This is a genomic window from Nonomuraea sp. MG754425, assembly GCF_021699195.1.
Lineage (GTDB): Bacteria > Actinomycetota > Actinomycetes > Streptosporangiales > Streptosporangiaceae > Nonomuraea.
Map to the genome: position 1 here is coordinate 15,730 of NZ_SSXE01000143.1, position 19,173 is coordinate 34,902.

Below are 19,173 nucleotides of genomic sequence, written 5' to 3' on the forward strand. Positions count from 1 at the left end.
CGGTAGGGTACGCGGGTGCCTTCCACCCCACGTCCGGATGATCGTGTTTCGGCCGTTTTCCGGTTCGCCACCGAGCTGGTCGCCTGGGTCGCGACGCCCTGGGCGCTGGCCCCGCACTCGGTGCCGCTGGCCGTGCTGTCGGTCGTGGTGCTGATCGGGCTGCCGACGCTGTTCTCCACCCCCGGCGACAAGCGGCACATGATCGTGGCCGTGCCGGGCCTCGTGACCGTGGCGCTGATCTGCCTGCAGCTCGTGGTGGCGGTGGCGGCGGCGTGGGTGGCCTGGCACGCGTTCGCCGCCGCGCTGGTCCCGGTGCTGGTCACGGTGCTGGCCGTGGTGTCGGCGGTGCTGGAGCTGCCGCGCTGGCGGTGGCTGCTGTCGTGACCGGGCCGGTCAGAGGCGCAGCTCCGCGGGGAGCTGCGTGGCCGCGTCGGTGAGCTCCAGGCCGATGAGCTGCCCGGAGTCGCCGTAGTCGAGCACGACGCCGTCCGCCATGACCTGGCGCACCGCCTCCCCCGGCACGATCTCGTGCTTCATCGCCAGGTAGGCGCTGTTGCGGGGCTCGTCCACACTCACGTACATCGTCCGCGCGTGCCGGCCGGAGGGGCCGTCGTCCCAGACCAGCAGACCTTCCCTGGCCTCGTGCGAGCCGGCCAGTGCCGCCCTGACCATGGCCGTCGCCGACTCGATCGCCTCCAGCGAGTCGAGCCCGGAGACCTTCCGCTCGTGCTCCCAGCCGTCGAGCCCGTCGATGCGGTACGGGCACGACCACATGCCCGCCGGCTCCTCGTAGGGCACGCCGATCGTGACCACGACCTCACGCGGCGGTTCGGTACTCAGCGCCAGCACCCGATGGGCGATCTCGTACATGTCGCTCATCTACCCCCGGGGCCACTCATGGAAGACTCGGCCCGGCACCGGTTGGGCAACGGCGGTCCGGGTGCCCTATCGTCGCGGCAGGACCAGTCGTGCCCTTGGGAGCGTTGCATGAACGAGTCATTCGGGAGTCGCCTGCGAGCCAGGCTCGACAAGTGCGGACCGCTCTGCGTGGGCATCGACCCGAGCCCGGCCCTGCTCCACGGGTGGGGCCTCGACGACTCCCCCACGGGGCTGGAGCGGTTCTGCCGCACGGTCGTCGAGGCGGTCTCCGACGTGGCGGCCGTGGTCAAGCCGCAGTCGGCCTTCTTCGAGCGCTGGGGCAGCCGCGGCGTCGCCGTGCTGGAACGCACCATCGCCGATCTGCGCGCGGCCGGCACGCTCGTGCTGCTCGACGTCAAGCGCGGCGACATCGACAGCACGATGGCCGCCTACGCCGAGGCCTACCTCGACAAGGGCAGCCCGCTGGCCGCCGACGCCGTGACGCTGAGCCCCTACCTGGGGTTCGGGTCGCTGGAGGGCGCGATCGCCTCGGCCGTGGCCAACGACGCGGGCGTGTTCGTGCTGGCCCGCACGTCTAACCCGGAGGCGGCCGGGCTGCAGCGGCAGGTGGCCGGGCAGGTGCTGGCGGCGGCCGCCGCGGTGAACGCCGGGCACGCGCCGTTCGGCCCGGTCGGGGTGGTCATGGGCGCCACGCTGCCCGCGATCGAGCACCCGCTCGACGACCTCAACGGGCCCATCCTGGCACCCGGCCTGGGCGCGCAGGGAGCCACTCCGGCCGACGTGGCCCGCCTGTACGGCCCGGTGCGCCACGCGGTCGTGCCGTCGGTGTCCAGGGCGGTGCTGGCCGACCCCACGCGGCTGCGTTCGCGCACGCTGCGCTACCGCGACGAGTGCGCCGTCCACCTGGCGGCCCCGGCCCCCGCCCAGGCGTGAGCACCGCTCGGACGAGCCGGTTGACGGCGGCCGGCACCGCGGGCACGGAGGCGGTCGCCGCGGAACCGTCCTGGGCCGCGCCCAGGCAAGACCGGTAAGCGCCCACGCCGTCGAACCGGACGCCCCCGCGCGGGGCCGGTGAAAGCGCACGGCGTCGAGCCGCGCGGGCGGGGAGCCGGGTCAGCCCAGGGCGTCCTCGATCTCGCGGCGCTTCGGCATCGACGTGCTCGCGCCCTCGCGCCGCACCGACAGCGCCGCCGCCGTGGAGGCGAACCGCAGCGCGTCGGCCACCCCCAGCCGCTCGGTGCGCGCCACGGCCAGCGCCCCCACGAACGTGTCACCGGCCGCGGTGGTGTCCACGGCGTCCACCTTCACGGCGGGCACCCGCAGCCGCTCCCCCGACCGCGACCCGTACAGCGCGCCGTCGGAGCCCAGCGTGATCACGGCCTCCTCCACCAGTTCCAGCAGCCCGTCGAGGGCCGCCTCCGCCCCGTGGGCGCCGGTGATGGCCGCGGCCTCGTGCTCGTTCGGGACGATGGTCGTGACGGCCTCCAGCAGTTCGGCGGGCAGCGGCCGGGCGGGGGCGGGGGTGAGCATGACCGGCACGCCGGCCACCTGGGCGGCCTGCGCCGCCGCCACGACCCCCTCCATGGGCAGTTCGAGCTGGAGCAGCAGCACCTGGGATCCGGCGATCGCGGCCATGTCCTCGCCCGAGGGGCCGGTGACGGTGCCGTTCGCGCCGGGCACGACGACGATCGAGTTCCCGCCGTCGTCGTCCACCACGATGTGCGCGATGCCGCTGGGGCCGGGCACCTGGCGCAGGCCACGCACGTCCACCCCGGCGTCGGCCAGCGTGGCGCGCATCTCGGCCCCGAACCCGTCGTCGCCCACCGCACCCAGGAACGCCACCTCGGCGCCCGCCCGCGCGGCGGCGATCGCCTGGTTGGCGCCCTTGCCGCCGGGCACGGTGCGGAACCGGCGACCGGTAACCGTTTCACCTGTCTTGGGGGCTTTGGAGACGTAGGCGACGAGGTCCATGTTGGCGCTGCCGAAAACCGAGATCATGCCTCAATCATCTCCTGAGTACGAGCGGCCAGTGCGACAAGACCCACCCCGTCGAACCCGGTCAGGCTGCTGGACAGGCTGTCGCGCATGCGCCAGCGCTCCGGCACGCCGCCGTTCAGCGCGCCCGCGACGGCCCCCGCCGTGGCCCCGGCGGAGTCGGTGTCCCAGCCGCCGGCCACCGCGCCGGCGATCGTCGCGGTGAAATCACCCCTGCCGTGCACCAGCGTGGCGGCGACCAGGGCGGCGTTGTTGATCGTGTGCACCCAGTGCAGCGCGCCGTGCCGCTCGTGCAGGCGATCGACGACCCGCTCGAAGTCGTCCTCGCGGGTGGCGTCCGCGACGGCCAGGCGCACGGCCTCGTGCAGCCGCGACCCCTCGGGCACCACGGACAGCCCGGCCCGCACGACCTCCTCCGCCGCGTCCTCGCCCGGGGTCGCCACCAGCGAGGCGGCGCACATCGCGGCCGCGAACATCGCCCCGTAGATCCCGTTCGCGGTGTGCGTGAGCCGGGCGTCGCGCCAGGCGTACGCGGCGGCCGTGGCCGGGTCGCCCGGGTTCACCCAGCCGTAGACGTCCGTCCTGATCAGCGCGCCGATCCACTCCCTGAACGGGTTGCGGAAGGTGGCCGTGGCCGGGGGCTCGACGCCGTCGAGCAGGTTGCGGTACGCCACCCGCTCGGCGGTGAACGTACGGCCCGCGGGCAGCTCGTCCAGCCACAGCCTGGCCACGTCCTCGGTGCCGAAGTCGCGCCCGTGGCGTTCCAGGAGGGACAGCGCGAGCAGCGGGTAGTTGAGGTCGTCGTCCTCGGGGATGCCGTCGATGTTCTCGGCCAGGGAGTTGACCGCGCTGCGGCGGTTCCACGGCCAGCGGCGGGCGATGTCGTCCGGCAGGCCCTTCGCGGTGAACCAGCCGCGGATCGGCCAGTTGCCGGTGGCCTCGGCGATCTGCCTGATGCCCGCGCGCGGGATCTTCTCGACGGGCTTGCCCAGCACGCACCCGGCCGCCCGGCCCTGCCACGCGCCCAGGACCCGCGCGGGGTCCACCGGGACGGCGGCGCGGCGCGGCTCGGGCCAGCCGGGGCAGGCGGCGACGATGCCCGCCAGGTCCGACGGCTCGGGCAGCGGCGACGGGACGGCGGCCAGCTCGTCCAGCAACCGCTCCGCCAGCCCGCGCAGCCGCGCCGCGCCCGGCTCGGAGGCCCCGGCGCGCGGCGGGGCGTCGTGCCCGCCGGCCGCGTGCCAGCGGGCCGCGATCTCCGCGACGTCGCGGCCGTCCTCGGCGGCCTGGCGCAGTTCGTGCCCGACGAGGTCCTCGGGCTGGACCCAGGTGAGCCGGATCATGCGCGCTCGAGGTCGGCGAAGGCCGACTCGTGGACGCGGCGGCGGGCCACGTCGTCGGCGTGCACGCGGCGCGCCACCCCGGCGACGGCCAGCCCGGGAGCCACCAGGTCGGTACGGCTGGCCTCCGACACCTCACGCACCCACTCGGCCGGCACGGAGGACAGGCCGCCGAGCGCGCCCGCGACGGCCCCGCCCATGGAGGCGATCGAGTCGGCGTCGCGCCCGTAGTTGACCCCGCCCAGCACGGTGTCGCGGAAGTCGCCCTTGGCGATCACCAGGAACCCGAGCGCCAGCGGCAGTTCCTCGATGCTGTGCACCCGGCTCGGCCGGCGCGCCCCCAGCCCCTGGTCGCGGTAGGTGTCGGCGACGGTGTCGAACGGCCGCACGGCCGCGCGCAGCGCCTCGAACGAGCCCTCCCAGTGCCCGAGCCCGGCGGCGGTCTCGCAGACGGCCTCGATGGCGGCCCTGGTGCCGTCCTTGGCCAGGCGCAGGCAGGCGGCCACCACGGAGTCGGCGCTCGCGCCGGGCCGCATGGCCTCGGCCACGGCGGCGGCCATCACGCCCGCGGCCTCCCGGCCGTAGCTGGACTGGTGCGCTCCGGTCAGCTCGATGGCCTCGGCGTAGGCGGCGTCGGGGTCGGCGGCGTTGACGATGCCGACGGGGGCGACGTACATGGCCGCGCCGCAGTTCACGATGTTGCCGACGCCGGCCTCGCGCGGGTCGGCGTGCCCGTAGTGCAGCCTGGCCACGATCCACTTCTCGGCCAGGAAGATCCGCTGCAGCGGCAGCGCCTCGGCCTCCAGTTCGGGGATCCAGCGGCGCTCGCCCATCAGCTCCGGCACCAGGCGCTCGGCCATCGCGTACGCGTCCAGGTGGCCGCCGGTCTTCTCGTACACGCGGATCAGGGCGTGGGTCATCAAGGTGTCGTCGGTGATGTGGCCGTCGCCCTTGTGGTACGGGGCGATCGGGCGCGCGTTGCGCCAGTCCTCGTTGAACGGCGGCACGATGCCCTCGACGCGGCCCGCGTACCGCGCCACGATCTGCTCGGGAGTCCAGCCCTCGGTGGCGCCGCCCAGCGCGTCACCGACCGCCGCCCCCGCCACGCAGCCAGCGGCCCTGTCCTCAAGCGGCGTCATGCGATTCCCTCCAGTAGTTCGATCAGATCTCGGCCCGCCAGGTCAGGCAGGCAGCAACCGGCCAGCGTGCGGGCCGAGGCGGTCCACCCCTCCGGGATCGCCTCGTACCCGCCGCAGGCTCCGGCCAGCGCTCCGGTGAGCGCCGGCGCCGAATCGGCCAGCGGGGCCAGGCAGGCCGCCGCCGCGACCGCCCCGGACAGCTCGCCCCCGGCGGCCTCGGCCAGCGCGAGCGCCGCCGGCACGGTCTGCGCCGCGCCGACGCCGTAGCTGTAGACGTGGTCGAGCAGCGCGGCGTCCAGCGCGGGGACCGCGCCGAACGCGTCGCCCGCCTTCCTGGCCGCCTTCAGGGCCAGGCGGGCGTTGTGGCCGATGGCGGTGTCCTCGGGCAGCACGGCGAGCGCGGCCTCGACCGCGCCGCCCACCTCGCCCGTCGCCACGGCCTGCGCGATGGCGGCGGCCATGGCCAGCGCGCCCAGCACGCCGTCGCCGGCGTTCGTCACCTGGGCGTCCGGCGTGGGGTCGCGGCCCAGGGCTCCGTACGCGACCGCCCGGACGGCGGCGGCGTCGTCGAAGTGGTGCGGGTTGTCGTGACCGGACGCGGGCGGCTCGACGCCCTCGGCCAGGTTGTCCAGCGCGGTCACGACGGAGATGCGCGCCCTGACGTCCTGGAGTTCCCTGAACGCCTCGGCGCGCGGCCGGTCGATGGTCAGCGCCGTCCAGGCGAGCCACTCGGCGTCGTCGGACGGCCCGGTCCGCAGCGGCGCGACCGGCTGGTTCAGCGCGAACGGCACCGGCAGGGTGGTCACCCGGTGCTCCTCCGCGAAGGCGTCCAGCTCGCGGTGGAGCCGGCGGCTCCAGGGCGCGTGCAGGGCGGCGCGGTGCCTGGCCGCCGGCCAGCCCGCGGCGTCACCGACGGCGAGGCCGATGAAGGCGCCCCTGATTCTGTCCCCCGACATCGTGATCTACAGTCCTTCCGCCAGTTCGTCGGCGACGTCCAGCACGTGTCTTCCCGCCACGACGGGCAGGCATTTGCCCGTCACGGGGCCGATCCTGGCGGCCCAGCGGGACGGCACGCCCCGCTCGCCCCGGCTCGCGCCCGCGACGGCTCCGGCGATGGCGCCGATCGTGTCGGCGTCCCGGCCCAGGCTCACCCCGAACGTCACGGACGCCTCCACCTCGCCGTCCCCGGCCAGGAACGCGGCCAGGGCCAGCGCCACGGCCTCGGGGGCGAGGTCGGTCCAGGGGTAGTGCCTGACGACGACGGCCCGGTGCAGCGCCTCGACGACCTCATCCTCGGCCGCGCCCGTGAGCGGGGACCAGCCGAGCGTGTCGCAGGCGCGCACCACGTTCCTGGCCGTCCAGGAGTCGGCGGGGACGGCCGACAGCGCGGCGCGCACCACGTCCGGGGGCGTGGCGCCGCCCATGGCGGCGGCCACCGCGGCGGCCACGGCGCGACCGCCGAGGATGCCCTCCCCGGAGCCGCTCACCAGCCCGTCCTGCTCCACCAGCCGGGCCGCCTCGGCGGGGTCGCCCGGGCAGAAGACGCCGTAGGGGGCGGCGCGCATCGCGAGGCCGTCGGACCAGCCGTGCGCGTGCACCAGGCCGGTCAGCGGCGGCTGGAGCCCGCGGCGCAGCGCCTCGATGGTGCCGAGCTCCGAGAAGCCGGCCCCGCGCATCGGCCCCGTGACGCTGGGGATGATCTCGGTCCGGTACGCGTCCGCCACGTCGGCCGCGCTGAGCGCGTGGCCGTGCCGGACGAGCATCGAGGCCGCGAAGACGGCGTACTCGGTGTCGTCGGTGCCCCCGCCCTCGATCTCCGTGAGCCGTCCCCACCGCCGGCGGATCTCCTCCGGCGTGAGGTTCTCGGCAGGGGCCCCGAGGGCGTCGCCGGCCGCGAGGCCGAGCAGGCACCCCCGGGCTCTGTCCCGCAACGAAGTCACCGCTGGTAACGCTCCAACACCTTGTCGCCGTCCTCCACGAGCTTTGCCGCCACCTGGTCGATGGTGATCTTATTGGCGAAGTACTCCTGGAGGGCCGGCGTGGCGACCTTGCTCTTCCACTCGTCGAACCCGTTGACCTTCAGGAACGGCGCCACGACCAGGTTCTTGGCGGAGGCGGTGGCCACGTCCCAGCCGTTCTCCTCAGTGGTCATCGCCGGGTCGGCGGCGGCCGTCTGGGAGGTCGGCAGCAGCCAGTCGCCCTTGGCGAGCTTGGCCTGGTTCGCGCCGTTCAGGAAGAACGAGATGAACTTCATGGCCTCGTCCGGGTGCTTGCTGTCCTGCGCGACCGACAGCGTCTGCGAGACGGCCCCCTGCTGGGCGCTGGTGCCCTTGGGCGCGGGCAGCGTGACCCACTCGAACCCGTCGGGCGCCTGCTCGACGACCTGCTGGCGCAGGTAGACGCCGGCCGGCAGGAGCGCGAACTTGCCCTGGTAGAAGGCCGGCAGCGGGTCGGCGGTGCCCTGGCCGAGCGCGGCCGGGTCGGCGGACTTGTCCTTGTAGAGCTGGTCGTGGATGCGCTGGAGCACCTCGCGCTCCTCGGGGCCGACCTTGACGGTGGTCTTGCCGTCGGCGGTCTGGAAGAACGTGCCGCCGAAGTTGAGCGCGAGGTTGAGCGTCTTGTTGACGGGCGACTTCATCGGCCAGGCCACGCCGAACGTGCCGCCCTTGGTCATCTTCTTGGCGGCCTCGGAGAACTCGTCCCAGGTCCACGGCTCGTCCGCGGTGGGGACACGTGCCCCCGACGCGTCGAGCAGCTTCTTGTTGGCGATGATGACCTGCGACTCCTGGAGGAAGGGCACGCCGTACACGCCCTGGGCGCCCTTGCCGTCGTCGAAGGTGACGGTGTCCCAGGCGGCCTGCGGGATGTCGCCCTTGAGCTCGGCGGGCACCTTGTCCTTCAGGTCGAGCAGGTAGCCGTCGGAGGCGAAGCCGGACAGCGCGGGCGAGTCGTTGTGGATGACGTCCGGCGCGGTGCCGCCGGCGAACTGGGTGACGAGCTGGTCGTTGACGTTGTCCCAGCTACCCTGCACGTAGGTGACCTGGATGCCGGGGTTGGCCTTGTTCCACTCCTCCACGAGCTGCTTGTTGGCGGCGACGGACTCCTTCTGCCACGCCAGGCTGAGGAAATCGATCTTGACCGGCTCGTTGGAGGAGGACGCCGACCCGCCGTCGCCGCCTCCCCCGCCGCACGCGGCGGTGAGCGTGAGAATCGCCGCCGCCGCCAGAGCGGACCTGAAACGCATATGAGCCTCCTACTAGCCCTTCACGGCGCCGGCCATCAGGCCGGACTTCAGTCGCCGCTGAATGATTGCGAAGAAGATCAGGCTCGGGATCGTCGCCATCAGCGACGCCGCCGCCAGCGGCCCGAGCCTGGCCACCCCCTCCGGGCCGGTGAACCTCACCAGCGTGAGCGGGAGCGTCATGACCTCGGGGTCCTGGAGGATCACGAGCGCGAACATGAACTCGTTCCAGGACGAGATGAACGAGAACAGCAGGGTGGCCACCACGCCGGGCGCGAGCAGCGGGGCGACCACGGTCACGATCGAGCGCACCCGGCCCGCGCCGTCCACGGCCGCCGCCTCCTCCAGTTCGGGCGGCACCGCGCGCACGTACCCCTGCAGCATCCACAGCGCGAACGGCAGCGTGAACGTCACGTGCACGACGACCAGCCCCGGCAGCGTGTTCACCAGATCCAGGTCACGCAGGATCATGAAGAGCGGAATGATGATCAGGATGAACGGGAACACCTGGCTGACCAGGACCCAGCCGATCGCGATCTTGTTGACCAGGCCCCGGTAGCGCGCCATGGCGTACGCGGCGGGCAGCGAGATCACCACCGTGATCACGCTCGCGAACAGCGCCACGACGAGGCTGCGCACCGAGGCGCCGACCAGGTCCTGCTCGCCGAACGCGTCGGTGAAGTTGGCCAGCGTGGGCTCGCGCGGGATCCACGTCGGCTCGGTCAGCGCCATCTCCTGGGGCGTCTTCAGCGCCGTGGACAGCAGCCACAGCAGCGGGAAGGCCAGGAAGGCGACGTACGCCAGCAGCGCGACGTACTGCGGAACGCGTCTCACTTGGCCTCCCTCATCTGCCGCCACAGGTACAGCCCGAGCACCGCGAGCACGACGATCGCCATGGCGAGGCCGAGCATCGAGGCGTAGCCGGCCATCCGGTACCTGAACGCCTCCTCATAGGCGAACAACATCGGCAGCCGCGTGCGCCCGCCCGGCCCACCCTGGGTGAGCACGTAGACCAGGCCGAACTGGTTGATGTTCCACACGAAGTCGAGCGAGGTGATCGCCACGATGATCGGGCGGAGCTGCGGCAGCGTGATGCTCCAGAACCGCCGCCAGGTGCCCGCGCCGTCCATCTCGCCGGCCTCGTACAACTCCTTGGGGACGTTCTGCAGGCCCGCGAGCAGCACCACCGTGGTCTGCGGCATGCCCGCCCAGATGCCGACCACGATGATCGCGGGCAGCGCGAGCGAGAAGTCGGCCAGCCAGTTGACCTCGGTGCCGAGCAGGTCGTTCAGCAGGCCCGCGTCGGGGTGATAGACGAGCTTCCACATCAGGCCGATGACCACGGGCGGCATCGCCCACGGCACCACCGACAGCACCCTGGCCAGGCCGCTGAAGCGCAGCTTCTGGTTGAGCAGCAGCGCCAGGCCGAGCGCGGCCAGGAACTGCAGCACGGTCACGGAGACCGCCCAGATGGCCCCGATCTGGAACGACGACCAGAACTCGTCGTCGGTCAGCAGGCGGCCGAAGTTCTCCAGGCCCACGAAGCTGGTCTCGTGGACGCGGGTGTTGCGGGCGTCGGTGAAGGCCAGGCCGATGCCGTACAGCAGCGGGCCGACGCTGAACAGCAGCACCGGCACCAACGCCGGCAGCATCAGCACCCACATCTCCCGCGTCTGGCGCGAGATCCCGCGGCGCCGGGCCCGTGGCCTTCGCGGCGGCGCCGGTCGCGTCGCGGTCGCCGTCACTTCCCGCCCTCCTCTCTGTGGTGGTGCACGTACTCCGGGCCCGCGGCTTCGAAGCCGGCCGTGGAGGCCCGTACGACGAGCCGGGGCGGCACGGTGACCACCCTGGGCTCGCCGCCGCCGCCCTGGAGCCGTTCGAGCAGCAGTTCGGCGGCGGCCTTGCCGCGCTCGGCCGAGCCGAGCGAGACGCTGGTCAGCGACGGCCACGAGGCGGCGGCGAGGTCGGTGTCGTCCATGCCGACCACGGCCACGTCCTCGGGCACCCGGCGGCCGGCCGCGCGCAGCACGTCGAGGGCGCCGAGCGCGATCAGGTCGTTGGCGCACATCAGCGCGTCCACGTCGGGGACCCGCTCCAGCAGGTCGGCCACCGCGCGCGCCCCGTCGGGGCGGTAGAAGTCGCCGATGCGCACGAGCGCCTCGTCGTGCCGCAGGCCGAGGTCGCCGAGGGCCTCGCGGTAGGCGGCGCCCCGGGCGGCGCCGGGCACGGTGTCGACCGGGCCGTTGATCATCGCGATGCGGCGGCGGCCGAGGGTGTGGAGGTGGTCGATCGCCAGCCGCACGCCGGTGTGGGAGTCGGCGCGCACGTTGTCCACGCGTGTCCCCTCGGGCACCGAGCCGATGATCACGACGGGGGCCCTGGCCGCGGCGAGCATCTCGAGGTGGGTCTCGGTGACGCGCAGGGGGCTCATGATGAGGCCGTCCACGTACCGTTCGCCCAGGCTGTGCAGCACGTCGATCTCGTCGGCCGCGACGGCGTCGGTCGAGTGCAGGACGAGCCGGTACCCGGCGGCCTTGAGCACCGGCTGGATCTGGCGGAGCATGGCCAGGTAGGCGGGGTTGCCGACGTCGGCCATGGCGAAGGCGACCTGGTGCGTGCGCCGCGACTTGAGCGACCTGGCCACGGCGTTGCGCACGTAGCCGAGTTCGTCGGCGGCGGCCATCACCTTGCGCTCGGTCTCCTGCCGGGTCGGCAGGCCGTTCAGGACCCGCGAGACGGAGGCAATCGAGACACCCGCGCGCTCGGCGATCGTGTTGATCGTGGGTCCGTCGGCCAAGGCTGTCCTTCCATCGGGCGTAAACGTTTACGGCATGTCGCCTGTAAACGTTTACGGATGGGGGACATGAAACCTGGGCGTAACGTGCAGGTCAAGTCACGATCGCATAACACCAGGTCAGGGCCCATTCTGGCAAATCCCCGGCGCGCCGCCACCTTACCTCCGGCCCATCACCGCCCCTGCTCCCGGCGCGCCGCCACCCCGGCCGGAGCCGCGCCCGCTCACGTCCCGAGCGGGCGGGCGAGCGGGCGGGCGGGGCCGGAGGAGCCGGACGGCCGTCAGTCGCGGACGGGCTCGGGCTCCGCCCCGGGCACCGGCGCCGGAACCGACAGCCGCAGCAGCGAGCGGATGGCCGGCGAGCCCGCGAGCGTCACCACGGCGGCCAGCGCAGCCGGGATGAACAGCGCCACCGGCAGCGACGCGTGCTCGGCCACGAACCCGAGCACCGCGGGCCCGAGCAGCAGCCCGCTGTAGCCGAACGCCGTCACCATGGCCAGCGCCCGGCCGACCCGGCCGCCGGCCGCCCCCACGGCGCTGAACAGCACCGGCACGACCGTGGCCAGCCCCACCCCGGCCAGCGCCCAGCCGGTCCACGCGCACGCCACCCGCAGCGGCTGCCCCACCACGGGCGACAGGAGCACCAGCGCGTACCCGGCGGTGGCGAACAGCCCGGCGAGCTGGATCGTGCGCTCGGAGCCGAGCCGCCCCCTGATCGGGTCGCCCAGCAGCCGCACGGTCGTCATGGCCACCGAGAAGATCGTGTACGCCAGCGGCGCCATGGCCGGGTCGGTCTCCAGCACCCAGCGCGCGTGCAGCGCGGCCCAGTCGATGGCCGCCCCCTCGCTGAGGTGCCCGGCGAACGCGGCGAGCCCCAGCAGCGCGATGAGCCCCCAGCGCAGCGTGGCGCCGCCGCCGTCGGGCCCGCCGGAGGTGGTGCCGGGCTCGTGCGCGGGCGGGTCGGGCAGCAGCAGCCAGGCCGCGGGCAGGTACAGGAACGGCACCACGAGCGCCGCCGCGATCAGCAGCCACTGCGCGTCCAGACCGCCCTGGAGGGCGAGCGAGGTGATCCCGCCGCCGGCCGCGCCGCCCAGGCTCCACACGCCGTGGAAGGCCGAGATGATCGGCCGCCCGTAGCGCCGCTCGACCTCGACGGAGTGGGCGTTCATGGCGACCTCGGTCACCCCCAGCCCCATCCCGAACAGCACCGCGAGCGCCGCCAGCGACCCGTACGAGGGCGCGAGCGCGGGCCCGAGCAGCACCACCGCCGAGAACGGCCCGGCGAACCAGCACACCCGCCGGCTCGACCACCGGTCCACCAGCGGCCCCGCCGCCAGCATCGACACCAGGGCCCCGCCGGAGATCAGCAGCAGGACGCTGCCCAGCCGCCCCGGCCCGAGGTCGAGCCGGTCGTTCAGCGACGGCAGCCCCGCCGCCCACAACCCCATGACGAAACCGGCCAAGAAGAAGAATCCGAAAACCCCGATACGGGCGCGTCTGGCATCAATTGGGCTTTTGTTCACGGCAAGAGCATAAGCTGTGATCGTGAACGGAGCCACTACGAGCGGGGAGCTTCGCGCGCACAACCGGGTCAGGCTGCTGCGCGCCGTGCACGACTGCGGGGCCACCCGCACGAGGTCGCAGCTCACCAGGGAACTGAAGCTGGCACGGGGCACGGCCTCGGTGCTGGTCGCCGGCCTGGCCGAGGACGCGCTGCTGCACGAGGAGCCGGCCCCCGGACCCGCGCGGGGACGGCCGACGCAGGTGCCCGGCCCGCACCCGCGCGGACCGGTCGCGCTGGCCGCGGACATCCGCGAGGACGCCTGGGAGCTGGCGGCGTGCGAGCTGGGCGGCCGCGTCACGGTGCTCGGGGTACGCCCCCACGACGGCACGCCGCAGGACGCGCTCGGGCCGCTGGGCGAGGCCGTCGCCGGGCACGCCCGCCGCCTCGGTCCCCGGCTGATCGGCGTCGGAGTGGCGCTCGCGGGGCCGATCCGGCACGGCGGCCTGGTGGACATCGGCCACCTGGGCTGGCGCTCGGTGGACGTCCCCGCCCTGCTGGGACTGGCGGACGCCGAGCCGCCGCTCGCCGTGGGCAACGACACCGCGCTGGCCGCCCTGGCCGAGGCCCGGCGCGGCCGGCTGCGCGGCGTACGGGTCGGCGTGCACCTGCACGTGGACTTCGACCTGGGCGGCGTGCTGGTCCTGGACGGCCGCGCGGTCCCCGGGGCGAGCGGCACCGGCGCCGAGTTCGGCCACATGCCCCTGGGCGGGAGCACCCGCCGCTGCCCGTGCGGAGCCGCCGGCTGCTGGGCCATGGACGTCGGCGCGAACGCCCTGCTCCGCCACGTCGGCCTGGCCTACGGCGGCGGCAGGGGCCGGGCGCAGGCCGAGCGGGTGCTGGCCACGAGCGAGGAGGCGGTCACCGCGAACGCCACGGCACTGGGGCGGGGCATCGCCGCCCTCGTGAACGCCCACGACCCCGAGGTGGTGATCCTGTCAGGACACGGCGTGGAGCTGCGCGAACGCGCCGCCGGGGCGCTGATGGCGGCCTGCGGGCCGGGCCTGATGGCCATCCGCCGCGACCACCCGCCCAGGATCGAGGCGTCGGCGCTCGGCTGGCGCGGCTCGCTCCTGGGGGCGATGGAGTCGGTCTTCGACGCCTTCCTCACGACCGAAGGTCTTGAACTCTGGCGTAAAAACCACCCTGACCAGGCCCGCGACACGCCCGACCGGCAAAGTGTGATGCATTCCACCCTGGCCGGGGAAAGCGCGCCATAACACCTCCGCCGCGCAGCTCACATACGTGATCTTGCAGGTCCCCGCGGGGGACGGCACACATGGAAGGGTCCAAGGCGGCGACCGGCCCGGCCCGGGGGAAGATCGCGTGCATTCCGAACTCGCGCTCCGCATGACACAAGCGACTCCGAAGCAGGCGTTCCGGGAGGGCGCGGCGATCTCCGCAGCGGTCGCGGACGAGGCAGGGAATCCGGTGTCTTCGCAGCGTATGGCGGGTGCGGAGATCCCGGGGCCGGCGCTCCCGCAGGGCGGGGCGGACACCCCCGCGGGCCCACGCCCGAGCTCCCCGCGCCGACCTCCCCGGGAGGGGACCCGCGGGGCTGGACGGAGGCCGGTTCCGGGTGCTCCGGAGCCGGCGTCCCCCTCCGGCGGGGCTACGGTGGGGGACGGCGCGTGGTCGGTGGCATCGGGGGCGGCACCAGCACGATCACGCAGGACATGGCGGGCACGCAGGCGGGCGCGTCAGCGTGGGCCGCACGCTGAGCGGGCGCTTTCCGCAACACGAACCGCTGGTATCCGCCATGATTAGCCACTGCACCACGGGTGACCACACCCGAACGTCAATCCCCTAGGAGAGAACAGAGATGGCACTTCCCACTCTCACCCCCGAGCAGCGTCAAGCCGCTCTGGCCAAGGCGGCCGAGGCCCGTGCCGCCCGTACGGCCCTGCTGGCCAAGGTCAAGGCGGGCGACCTGACGTTCGCCCAGTTGCTGGAGCGCGACGACGACATCGCCAAGAAGATCAAGGTGTCGCAGGCCCTGCGCGCCGTCAAGGGCGTCGGCCCGGCCAAGGCCACCGCGCTGATGGAGGAGGCGGGCGTCGACGAGAAGCGCCGTCTCGGCGGCCTGGGCGCCCAGCAGCGCAAGAAGCTGGTGGACGCGCTCGGCTAAAACCCGGGCGGCCAGGTCCGCGCGCAACGGCCGCGCGGACCGGCCAGCGACCCCTCACCGGCCAGGAGGGACCGCCGAGCGGAGCCGCCCCGCTCGACGGCGGGCCCGGCCGAGGGGACCACGCGGTCAGGCCTGACCCCCGGGCCTGAACCCGGGTCGGAGCAGGCGGGTCAGGACCGCAGGTAGGCCAGCACGGCCAGCACCCGGCGATGCTGGTCGGTGTCCTCCGCGTAGAGGCCGAGCTTGCTGAAGATGCTCCTGATGTGCTTCTCCACGGCCCCGTCACTGATCACGAGCTGCCGCCCGATGGCCGGATTGGACTTGCCTTCGGCCATCAGCCCGAGCACCTCGCGCTCGCGCGGCGTGAGCTGTGCGAGCGGATCGTCCTTGCGTCTGCGCACCATCAACTGGGACACCACCTGCGGATCGAACACGGTGCCGCCCACGGCCACCCGCCGCAGGCCCTCCATGAACTCGTCCACGTCGACGACCCGGTCCTTCAGCAGGTAGCCCACCGCGCCGCGGGCGTCGGCGAGCAGGTCGTCGGCGTAGGAGACCTCGACGTACTGGGAGAGGATGAGCACGGGCGCCCCGGGCACCCGGCGACGGGCCTCCACGGCCGCCCTGAGCCCCTCGTCGGTGAAGGACGGCGGCATCCGCACGTCCACCACCGACACGTCGGGCTTGTGCTCGGCGATCGCCTCCACGAGGGCGTCGCCGTCGCCGACGGTCGCCACCACCTCGCAGCCGAACTCCTCGAGCAACCTGACCAGGCCCTCCCTGATCAGAACCGCGTCATCGGCCACGACTACCCGCACGGCACCTCTCCCACGATCAATGTGGGCCCGCCGTCGGGCGACTGCACGGTCAGCTCCCCGTCAACCGCGCGGAGCCGGTCGGCCAGCCCGGCGAGCCCATGTCCCTTGGCGACGTGCGCGCCGCCGACTCCATCATCCCCGATCGTGAGCATCAGGACGTTCCCCACCCGGACCAACTGAACGGTGCAGATGGTGGCACGGCTGTGCTTGGCCACGTTGGTGAGGGTTTCGGCGCAGACGAAGTAGATCGCGTTCTCGACGGCGGCCTGGTAACGCTCGACGGTCTGCACGTCGAGGTCCACCGGGACGGTGCAGCGGCCCGCCAGGGCGGCCAGGGCGGGCGCGAGGCCCCGGTCGGACAGGATGGGCGGGGCGATGCCGCGCGAGAGCGCGCGCAGCTCGTCGAGGGTCTCGCGGGTCGCGCTGATCGCGGACGTCAGCGTGGCCTGCGCCGCGTCGGGGTCCTTGGCCATCTGCCGCTGCGCCCTGGACAGCTCCATGGCCAGCGACACCAGCCGCTGCTGCGGCCCGTCGTGGATGTCACGCTCCAGCTTGCGCAGCGCGTTGGCCTCCGCGGAGACGGCGGCGGCGCGGCCCTCGGCCAGGTCGTCGATGCGCTCCTGCAACTCCGCCACCCCGGTCAGGAGCGCCCGGCCGAGCCCGGCCCGCACCAGCGCCGCGCCGCGGATGACGAACGGCCCGATCAGCGCGAAGACCAGGCCGAGCGCGACGTAGAAGACGGCGTTGACCAGGTAGCCGTCGCCCAGGCCGAGCAGTTCGGGCAGCTCCATGTTGCCGGGGATGTTCGAGGTGATGATGCCGTACAGCGGCCAGGTCAGCGCCGCGAGCGGGATCGCCCAGAAGACGATGGTGAGGCAGAAGGCGATGATCGCGAACGGCAGGTTGAGGATGCCGTGCAGCAGGTCGAGCCAGGACTGCCCGCTCGTCAGCGGGTTCACCAGCCGGCGGAAGCGGCCCGCGCCCTCCGGGACGGGCTTGTAGCGGGGCCGGACCGGCGGGCGTCCGAGCACGTCGGACAGCCAGCCGCGCTCCGCGTCGGCGAAACCCCGCGCGACCATGAGCGTGCCCGCCAGCAACGGCACGCCGATCCACACCACCGAGGTGCCCAGCCCGGCCGCGAAGCCCACGAGCATGAGCACGAAGCCGATCAGCGTCGTGGGGAAGCCGACCAGGGTGTATCGGGTGTCGAGGAGGACCCGCCTCATCAGGGAGCGCATGGCCTCAACGGTAGAGCGCCGTCGTGACCGGCACGAGCGGGTGCGCCGGTGTGCGGGGGTAGGGCCAGCCCTACCCGGGCCGGTCGTGCGATCTCGACCCCGGGACGGCGGCTCACGTCAGTGTGCCGCCGGTGCCTCCGGCGCGAGCCTTGAGTGCGTCCGCCGCCCCCTGAATCGAGGCTCCTCATGACCGTCCTGCTGGACCGCCCGGCCGCCGGGCGGCTCCCCCGCCCGGCCGCGCGTGATCCGTTCATCGACCTGCTGCGCGTGCTGGGCATGGCGCTCATCGTGTTCCAGCACTGGACGATCCCGGTGCTGGACTACGACGGCCACCGGCTGACGACCGGCAACGCGCTGGCCACGCCCGGCGTGTGGGTGGTGACCTGGCTCAGCCAGGTGATGCCGCTGGTGTTCTTCGCGGGCGGCGCGGCCAACGCGATCAGCTTCCGCCGCGCGGCCGGGCCCGCGCCGGCCTGGCAGGCGGTGCGGCTGCGCCGGCTGGCCTGGCCGCTGTTGCCGCTGGCCGCGGTGTGGCTGCCGCTGCCGCACGTCCTGCTCGCGCTGGGGGTGCCGGAGCAGCCGCTGGAGGTGGGGGCCAGGCTGACCGGCCAGCTCCTGTGGTTCCTGGCGGTGTACCTGATCGCGGTGACGGCCACCCCGTACGCGCTGCGCCTGCACGAGCGCCACGGCCCGCGCGTCCCCGTGGCGCTGGTGGCCGGGGCGGCGCTGACGGACGTGGTCAGGTTCGCGACCGGCGTGGAGGCCGTGGGCTACCTGAACGTGGTGTTCGTCTGGCTGGCCGTGCACCAGCTCGGCTTCTTCTACGCCGAGGGCCGGCTGCGGGGGGCCGCGGCCCTGGCCGCCGGCGGGTTCGGCGCGGCGGCGGCGCTGGTGGCCCTCGGCCCCTACCCGGGCAGCATGATCGGCCTGCCGGGCGCGGAGGTGTCCAACATGGCGCCGCCCACCCTGGCGATGCTGGCCGTCGGCCTGGGGCAGGTCGGCCTGGCCGTGCTGCTGCGCCCGGCGCTGGTCCGGCTGCCCGCCCGGCGGCTGCTGGCCTGGGCCGGTCCGCGGATCATGACGGTGTACCTGTGGCACATGCCGGCCCTGTTCGCGGTGACCGGGGTGGTGGTGGTCCTGTGCCGGGTGGACACGCCGCGGCCGGGAGGCGTCCTGTGGTTGGCCGGCTGGCCGATCTGGTTCGGGCTGCTGTGCCTGGTCATGTGGCCGCTGCTGAAGGTGTTCGCCAGGTTCGAGACGCCGCCGGCGCTGCCGTACCGGGCGGCCGGCCGTGGCGGCATGGCGGCGGCGTCCGGGCTGGTCGGCGCGGGGGTGCTGACGCTGACGGTGTGCGGGTTCGCGCCCGGGGCCGGGCCGATCCTCGCGGTGCTCGCGCTGCTCGGCGGCCTCCTGCTGACGGCCCCGAGACCGCCACGGGCCCCGGACCAGGTACGGGAGTCGCGGTGAGGGCCCGGAAACACGGACGTCACGGACGGTTGACGAGAATGTGCCCATGACGAGAGTGCGCGCCCTGACCGAGACGGACCTTCCCACCGTCGCCGGCATCTACGCCCACTACGTGACGACCACGGTGGCCACGTTCGACGAGACTCCGCTGACACCCGGCGACTGGCGGGCCAAGGCCGCCGCCATCACGGGGGCGGGGCTGCCGTTCCTGGTGGCGGAGACGGACGGCGCGGTCACCGGGTACGCCTACGTCGCCCAGTACCGTCCCAAGCCCGCCTACCGGCACACGCTGGAGGACACGATCTACCTGGCCCCGGGCAGCACCGGCAAGGGGCTCGGGCGGCTGCTGCTCGGCGAGCTGATCGCGGCGGCCGGCCGCACCGAGGCCCGCCAGCTCGTCGCGGTGATCGCCGACTCGGGCGACCCGGCCTCGGCGCGGCTGCACGAGAGGTTCGGCTTCGAGCAGGCGGGGCGGCTCAGGTCGGTCGGCTTCAAGCAGGGGCGCTGGATCGACACCGTCCTGATGCAGCTCGACCTGCGCTAGCCGCCCCGGCGCGCCGGTGACGGGCGGGG

General features: G+C 73.7%; 19 protein-coding genes. 6 read left to right on the plus strand and 13 right to left on the minus strand.

All coding sequences use genetic code 11. From position 1 onward, the window contains the following. The first annotated feature begins 15 nt into the window (after nt 1-15). Complete coding sequence (locus FAF44_RS37560) at nt 16-384, plus strand: hypothetical protein (protein WP_237108120.1); 369 nt, start codon at nt 16-18, stop codon at nt 382-384. A 9-nt stretch (nt 385-393) separates the two neighbouring features. Here FAF44_RS37560 and FAF44_RS37565 read toward each other — a convergent pair whose 3' ends face one another. Then, nucleotides 394-879: a DUF2283 domain-containing protein gene (locus FAF44_RS37565; protein ID WP_237108121.1), complete on the minus strand. Its 486-nt coding sequence runs from the start codon at nt 877-879 to the stop codon at nt 394-396. Between the two features lie 108 nt (nt 880-987). Between FAF44_RS37565 and pyrF the strand changes: the two genes are divergently transcribed. Then, nucleotides 988-1,812: an orotidine-5'-phosphate decarboxylase gene (gene pyrF, locus FAF44_RS37570; protein WP_237108122.1), complete on the plus strand. Its 825-nt coding sequence runs from the start codon at nt 988-990 to the stop codon at nt 1,810-1,812. Between the two features lie 180 nt (nt 1,813-1,992). Here pyrF and rbsK read toward each other — a convergent pair whose 3' ends face one another. The 10 genes from rbsK to FAF44_RS37620 form a co-directional block, all read right to left on the minus strand. Then, entirely contained in the window at nt 1,993-2,877 is an 885-nt protein-coding gene (gene rbsK / locus FAF44_RS37575) for a ribokinase (RefSeq protein WP_237108123.1), read from the minus strand. Continuing rightward, the gene (locus tag FAF44_RS37580) at nt 2,874-4,217 is read right to left on the minus strand and encodes an ADP-ribosylglycohydrolase family protein (protein ID WP_237108124.1); all 1,344 of its coding nucleotides are present in this window, start codon (nt 4,215-4,217) and stop codon (nt 2,874-2,876) included. The genes rbsK and FAF44_RS37580 overlap by 4 nt, the downstream gene beginning before the upstream one ends. Further along, complete coding sequence (locus FAF44_RS37585; protein WP_237108125.1) at nt 4,214-5,353, minus strand: ADP-ribosylglycohydrolase family protein; 1,140 nt, start codon at nt 5,351-5,353, stop codon at nt 4,214-4,216. The genes FAF44_RS37580 and FAF44_RS37585 overlap by 4 nt, the downstream gene beginning before the upstream one ends. After that, nucleotides 5,350-6,309 carry an ADP-ribosylglycohydrolase family protein gene (locus tag FAF44_RS37590; RefSeq protein ID WP_237108126.1) on the minus strand — a complete coding sequence of 320 codons (960 nt, stop codon included), beginning with the start codon at nt 6,307-6,309 and terminating at the stop codon, nt 5,350-5,352. Before FAF44_RS37590 ends, FAF44_RS37585 begins: the two co-directional genes overlap by 4 nt. A gap of 6 nt (nt 6,310-6,315) precedes the next feature. Further along, entirely contained in the window at nt 6,316-7,293 is a 978-nt protein-coding gene (locus FAF44_RS37595) for an ADP-ribosylglycohydrolase family protein (protein WP_237108127.1), read from the minus strand. Then, entirely contained in the window at nt 7,290-8,597 is a 1,308-nt protein-coding gene (locus FAF44_RS37600) for a sugar ABC transporter substrate-binding protein (protein ID WP_237108128.1), read from the minus strand. The genes FAF44_RS37595 and FAF44_RS37600 overlap by 4 nt, the downstream gene beginning before the upstream one ends. Before the next feature lie 12 nt (nt 8,598-8,609). Further along, nucleotides 8,610-9,428 carry a carbohydrate ABC transporter permease gene (locus FAF44_RS37605; RefSeq protein WP_237108129.1) on the minus strand — a complete coding sequence of 273 codons (819 nt, stop codon included), beginning with the start codon at nt 9,426-9,428 and terminating at the stop codon, nt 8,610-8,612. Further along, nucleotides 9,425-10,258: a carbohydrate ABC transporter permease gene (locus FAF44_RS37610; RefSeq protein WP_237108137.1), complete on the minus strand. Its 834-nt coding sequence runs from the start codon at nt 10,256-10,258 to the stop codon at nt 9,425-9,427. The genes FAF44_RS37605 and FAF44_RS37610 overlap by 4 nt, the downstream gene beginning before the upstream one ends. Before the next feature lie 77 nt (nt 10,259-10,335). Beyond that, nucleotides 10,336-11,391: a LacI family DNA-binding transcriptional regulator gene (locus tag FAF44_RS37615; protein WP_237108130.1), complete on the minus strand. Its 1,056-nt coding sequence runs from the start codon at nt 11,389-11,391 to the stop codon at nt 10,336-10,338. Nucleotides 11,392-11,669: 278 nt separating this feature from the next. Next, nucleotides 11,670-12,851: an MFS transporter gene (locus tag FAF44_RS37620; RefSeq protein ID WP_237108131.1), complete on the minus strand. Its 1,182-nt coding sequence runs from the start codon at nt 12,849-12,851 to the stop codon at nt 11,670-11,672. Between the two features lie 82 nt (nt 12,852-12,933). On the opposite strand from FAF44_RS37620, the gene FAF44_RS37625 reads away from it, so the two are divergent. Both FAF44_RS37625 and mihF read left to right on the plus strand, forming a co-directional pair. Next, nucleotides 12,934-14,169 (plus strand): ROK family protein, encoded by a 1,236-nt coding sequence (locus FAF44_RS37625; protein WP_308193449.1) that lies wholly within the window; start codon nt 12,934-12,936, stop codon nt 14,167-14,169. A gap of 602 nt (nt 14,170-14,771) precedes the next feature. Further along, entirely contained in the window at nt 14,772-15,077 is a 306-nt protein-coding gene (mihF, locus tag FAF44_RS37630) for an integration host factor, actinobacterial type (protein ID WP_237108132.1), read from the plus strand. Nucleotides 15,078-15,247: 170 nt separating this feature from the next. Here the strand turns inward: mihF and FAF44_RS37635 are convergent, their stop codons facing one another. Continuing rightward, nucleotides 15,248-15,895 (minus strand): response regulator transcription factor, encoded by a 648-nt coding sequence (locus FAF44_RS37635; RefSeq protein WP_237108133.1) that lies wholly within the window; start codon nt 15,893-15,895, stop codon nt 15,248-15,250. Beyond that, nucleotides 15,886-17,133 (minus strand): sensor histidine kinase, encoded by a 1,248-nt coding sequence (locus tag FAF44_RS37640; protein ID WP_237108134.1) that lies wholly within the window; start codon nt 17,131-17,133, stop codon nt 15,886-15,888. The genes FAF44_RS37635 and FAF44_RS37640 overlap by 10 nt, the downstream gene beginning before the upstream one ends. Before the next feature lie 186 nt (nt 17,134-17,319). On the opposite strand from FAF44_RS37640, the gene FAF44_RS37645 reads away from it, so the two are divergent. Together FAF44_RS37645 and FAF44_RS37650 are read left to right on the plus strand one after the other, a co-directional pair. Then, entirely contained in the window at nt 17,320-18,600 is a 1,281-nt protein-coding gene (locus tag FAF44_RS37645) for an acyltransferase (protein WP_237108135.1), read from the plus strand. A 46-nt stretch (nt 18,601-18,646) separates the two neighbouring features. Further along, the gene (locus FAF44_RS37650; protein WP_237108136.1) at nt 18,647-19,144 is read left to right on the plus strand and encodes a GNAT family N-acetyltransferase; all 498 of its coding nucleotides are present in this window, start codon (nt 18,647-18,649) and stop codon (nt 19,142-19,144) included. Nucleotides 19,145-19,173: the final 29 nt, after the last annotated feature.

Bases quoted from the DNA above. Each gene is read 5' to 3' on its own strand.
- FAF44_RS37610 (WP_237108137.1), bottom strand. From the start codon at position 10,258: ATGTGGGTGCTGATGCTGCCGGCGTTGGTGCCGGTGCTGCTGTTCAGC.
- FAF44_RS37580 (WP_237108124.1), bottom strand. From the start codon at position 4,217: ATGATCCGGCTCACCTGGGTCCAGCCCGAGGACCTCGTCGGGCACGAA.
- pyrF (WP_237108122.1), top strand. From the start codon at position 988: ATGAACGAGTCATTCGGGAGTCGCCTGCGAGCCAGGCTCGACAAGTGC.
- FAF44_RS37600 (WP_237108128.1), bottom strand. From the start codon at position 8,597: ATGCGTTTCAGGTCCGCTCTGGCGGCGGCGGCGATTCTCACGCTCACC.
- rbsK (WP_237108123.1), bottom strand. From the start codon at position 2,877: ATGATCTCGGTTTTCGGCAGCGCCAACATGGACCTCGTCGCCTACGTC.
- mihF (WP_237108132.1), top strand. From the start codon at position 14,772: ATGGCACTTCCCACTCTCACCCCCGAGCAGCGTCAAGCCGCTCTGGCC.
- FAF44_RS37640 (WP_237108134.1), bottom strand. From the start codon at position 17,133: ATGCGCTCCCTGATGAGGCGGGTCCTCCTCGACACCCGATACACCCTG.
- FAF44_RS37565 (WP_237108121.1), bottom strand. From the start codon at position 879: ATGAGCGACATGTACGAGATCGCCCATCGGGTGCTGGCGCTGAGTACC.
- FAF44_RS37590 (WP_237108126.1), bottom strand. From the start codon at position 6,309: ATGTCGGGGGACAGAATCAGGGGCGCCTTCATCGGCCTCGCCGTCGGT.
- FAF44_RS37650 (WP_237108136.1), top strand. From the start codon at position 18,647: ATGACGAGAGTGCGCGCCCTGACCGAGACGGACCTTCCCACCGTCGCC.
- FAF44_RS37585 (WP_237108125.1), bottom strand. From the start codon at position 5,353: ATGACGCCGCTTGAGGACAGGGCCGCTGGCTGCGTGGCGGGGGCGGCG.
- FAF44_RS37645 (WP_237108135.1), top strand. From the start codon at position 17,320: ATGACCGTCCTGCTGGACCGCCCGGCCGCCGGGCGGCTCCCCCGCCCG.